This is a genomic window from Marinobacter sp., assembly GCF_035268745.1.
GTDB lineage: Bacteria > Pseudomonadota > Gammaproteobacteria > Pseudomonadales > Oleiphilaceae > Marinobacter.
The window spans coordinates 1-1,862 of the sequence record NZ_DATFKH010000197.1; the positions used below are offsets into that span (position 1 = coordinate 1).

General features: G+C 58.9%; 3 protein-coding genes. All 3 read right to left on the bottom strand.

Features of this window, described 5'->3' with window-relative positions:
• Positions 1-93: 93 nt before the first annotated feature.
• A complete protein-coding gene (ruvA, locus tag VJ956_RS13385) occupies positions 94-723 on the bottom strand; it encodes a Holliday junction branch migration protein RuvA (RefSeq protein WP_324085541.1) in 630 nt (209 codons plus the stop codon).
• A 235-nt stretch (positions 724-958) separates the two neighbouring features.
• Positions 959-1,483, bottom strand: coding sequence for a crossover junction endodeoxyribonuclease RuvC (gene ruvC, locus VJ956_RS13390; RefSeq protein WP_324085542.1), 525 nt, complete (start codon positions 1,481-1,483; stop codon positions 959-961).
• 31 nt (positions 1,484-1,514) lie between these two features.
• On the bottom strand, positions 1,515-1,862 hold a 348-nt coding region (locus VJ956_RS13395; protein WP_324085543.1), incomplete at its 5' end, for an amino acid--tRNA ligase-related protein.

The window sequence follows — 1,862 nt, forward strand, 5'->3', positions numbered from 1 at the left end:
ACTCAATCATTGTTTTACTCGTTGGTTCGAATCAACATCGTACAGCAATTCTACAAACAGCCGGTTTACTATCACGTTACGCTCTTTACACATTCAGTTTGCCGGAATCATGGCACGCAAAGCCAGCCTGATCAGTTCCTGGCTGGACATACCATCTTCTGCGACCCTGCTGATGGCTCTGGTGGCTTCCTGCGGTTTGTAACCCAGCGAAATAAGCGCAGACTCGGCTTCCTCAATGGGCGCATGGCCAGCCGGTTTGCGGGGTTCAGCCGCCGGGTCGGCGGGAACGCCGCCGGTGGCGGGTGTGAACTGGCCTTCAAGCTGGCCAATGCGGTCGGCCATTTCAATCAGCAGGCGTTCCGCGGTCTTCTTGCCCACGCCCGGAAGTTTGACCAGTGAATTGATGTCCCGCGCTTCCACGCAGCGGATAAACTGATTGGCATCCAGCCCCGACAGTATACCCACGGCCAGCTTTGGTCCGACGCCGTTGACCTTGATCAACTGCCGGAACAGATCCCGGTCAAACCGCGAGGAAAAACCAAACAGGCTCTGATGATCCTCACGTACGGCAAAGTGGGTATGCAGGACCACTTCTTCACCGGGTTCCGGAAGATTAAAAAAAGTGGTCAAAGGAATATCAACCTCATAACCCAAACCGGCACACTCTACCAGCGCCTGCCCGGGGGATTTCTCGACCAGAATTCCTCGAATACGACCAATCACTCGTGTTCTCTCCTGATCAACGAAAGTGTTTTTATCAGTTCTCTGTACCGGGTTTTGCACCGAGCTATGCAGAAGCAAGGGGGCAGGCCTTGCCAGAAGCGTGCGGAGCCATGGATGGCGGAGCCCGAGCGTACAGGGAGGTATTTACAGCGTATTCTGGCAAGGCCTGCCCCCTTGCTGATACTCCGAGTCTGGCACGCCCAGGCTGAAGCCCCGCCAGGACTATACACCAATACTAACGCCGAACACGCCCACTGCGCACTTTGCCGCCATTGCCCGCCAGTCGGTTAATACTCTGACTCATGTGGGCATGGCACAGGGCAATGGCCAGGGCATCGGCGGCGTCCGCCTGGGGCTTGCGGGACAGTGCCAGCAGCACCTGGACCATGTGCTGGACCTGTGCTTTATCGGCACCGCCCTTGCCTACCACGGCCTGCTTGACCTGCCTCGCGGAATACTCGTGAACCGCCAGACCACTGTTGGCCGCACTGACGATGGCCGCCCCGCGGGCCTGACCCAGTTTCAGGGCCGAATCGGGGTTGCGGGCCATGAACACCTGCTCAATCGCGAATTCTTCCGGGCGGTATTCACCGATCAGGGTCGCCAGACTGTGAAAGATGGTCTGCAGCCGCTGGGCCATCGGCTTCTCACCGACGCGGATGCAGCCGCTGTCCAGGTACTCTGTCACCCTCCCGTCAACCCGGATCAGGCCGTAACCAGTGATCCGGGAGCCGGGATCCACGCCCATGATGATCGGCACCGGGTTTCCTTCTATCGTGCGCCCTTCAGAGTTATTCCTGTTCGGTTGTCTGCTCTGAGAAATTGCCCTCAGCGGGCCTGGCGGCCGGCTTGCGACGACGAATATGCAGCTCGCGCAATTGCTTGTCGGTCACCTCGCCCGGCGCCTGGGTCATCAGACAGGTGGCACTCTGGGTTTTGGGGAAGGCGATCACGTCACGGATCGAGCTTGCGCCGGTCATCAGCATGATCAGCCGGTCCAGACCGAAGGCCAGTCCGCCGTGGGGAGGACAGCCGTATTTCAGGGCATCCAGCAGGAAGCCGAATTTCTCACGCGCTTCCTCGTCAGCAATCCCCAGGGCCCGGAAAACGCCTTCCTGAGTGGACTGGTCGTGGATACG